Origin of the sequence: Bowdeniella nasicola (assembly GCF_001907295.1) — a bacterium.
Lineage (GTDB): Bacteria > Actinomycetota > Actinomycetes > Actinomycetales > Actinomycetaceae > Bowdeniella > Bowdeniella nasicola.
The window spans coordinates 1-1,510 of the sequence record NZ_MQVR01000158.1 but is presented as its reverse complement, the minus strand read 5'-3'; the positions used below and the strand labels follow the sequence as shown (position 1 = coordinate 1,510).

Here is a 1,510-nt window from a genome sequence, read left to right as displayed (position 1 = left end):
AGTGAGTTGTGGAAGATGAACTCGAGGATCACGCGGTGACCGCCCTGCTGTCCAGCACGACCACCCCGCTACACCACTATGAGGGACTCAACTACCTCGTCCGCGCTACTGACGGTCCGATCGTTGAAATTGGTCCCGAACGCGGCGCGATCACGCTGCCCCTGGCGAGGCTCGACCGGCCGCTAACAGCCGTCGACATCGATGCGGCCAACGTCCGGGAGTTACGACGCATCGTGCCCGGTGACGTTACGGTCATCCACCACGACTTCTTTGCCTTTCACCTTCCCCAACGTCCCCACGTCATTGTCGGGAACCTGCCATTCCACCTCACCACTGCGTGCCAATCTTTACTTAGCAGAGGTAGGACCTAAATCCAGGACGCTTCAGTCTGCGGGCACGTCCAGCTATGCCTGCCAAGCGCTGCCTCAGCTGAAGAAACGGCACGGCTGCGAAGTCCACACCACGACGATCCTGGGGTCGGTCGACGAGGGCATTTTCCGTAATCTGGTATCAAGGTCAGCAGCGAACCTCACTATCAGGTCAAGTCGCTGTATCGGAAACGGTAGGCATGGAATTCCTCAAAACCCGCACGCACACGCTTTTCGTCTACGACAGCGTCGAGAAGTAAACGATCGTCGCGCAGAACTTCAAAATCGATAATTTCGCTGCCTACGATGCGAGGGACCAGGCGCATCAGACTTTCACTGAAGAGTCACGCTACCGCGTTTTTCTCCTTGGCCAGATCGAGCCCCAGCCTTTCTAAGGCGGGATATTATTCTTTGCTTTGCGCGCGGGGCTTCACAAAGGGCTTACAGATCCACAGCAGCACGAAATAGACACCAAAGTAGACCACGAACCGGTACGGAACCAGCAGCGACGCGTTGAATGGCCGCAGCACATTACCGTCCGCGTCAACGATGCTCATGACGCCGCTGGTGTGGATTTCGCCACCGATGGTTTCGGTCATGGTTGAGGCCATCAGGTGTTCCCCCGGGCCGAGGAAGAGCTTTTCAAACGGCGCATTGAAAACAGGGTTACCGACGAAATCAAAGGCGGTCCCAACGACCACGATAATGGCAAGAATAATGGTCGCGTGAGATGACCAGATCTGCGGTCTTTGCGTCAGCACCAGGACGATGAAGATGACAAAAATGATGCCGGTGGCAACCCACGGTGTTGAAGTAATGATCCCCATGAGCAATGGAACGACGAAGATCAAAAAAGCGAGGGCCGCTCCCAGGAGCAGAATCATTCCGAAGAGGTACAGCCCATTCTTGACGTGCGATGCCACCTATCGTCCTTTCAACCTTTCGAGGGTATTTGGCGCTACGGTAACAACATCATATGTCCCCAACGTAAACAGCATATGAATAAGCAACGACGTTGCACTTTCCCCGTAGCATGGCGACTATGAGGGCTCTTCCGGTTTCAGAGTGCGTGACGCGGTCTCTGACTGCCGGGTGTTGGTGATGAATGAGAGCGGGCCTTGGGTGAAGATAGAAGTTCCTCA

The 1,510-nt window shown here is 55.4% G+C and carries 2 protein-coding genes and 1 pseudogene; 2 read left to right on the top strand and 1 reads right to left on the bottom strand.

From position 1 onward, the window contains the following. Positions 1 to 35: 35 nt before the first annotated feature. Both BSZ39_RS13740 and BSZ39_RS14760 read left to right on the top strand, forming a co-directional pair. Positions 36 to 371 carry an rRNA adenine N-6-methyltransferase family protein gene (locus tag BSZ39_RS13740; protein WP_143180552.1) on the top strand — a complete coding sequence of 112 codons (336 nt, stop codon included), beginning with the start codon at positions 36 to 38 and terminating at the stop codon, positions 369 to 371. Positions 372 to 387: 16 nt separating this feature from the next. Next, a pseudogene (locus BSZ39_RS14760) lies at positions 388 to 566 on the top strand (DUF1846 family C-terminal domain-containing protein); the annotation flags it as partial. A gap of 206 nt (positions 567 to 772) precedes the next feature. Here the strand turns inward: BSZ39_RS14760 and BSZ39_RS12765 are convergent. Next, a complete protein-coding gene (locus BSZ39_RS12765; RefSeq protein ID WP_073717671.1) occupies positions 773 to 1,291 on the bottom strand; it encodes a hypothetical protein in 519 nt (172 codons plus the stop codon). Positions 1,292 to 1,510 lie beyond the last annotated feature (219 nt).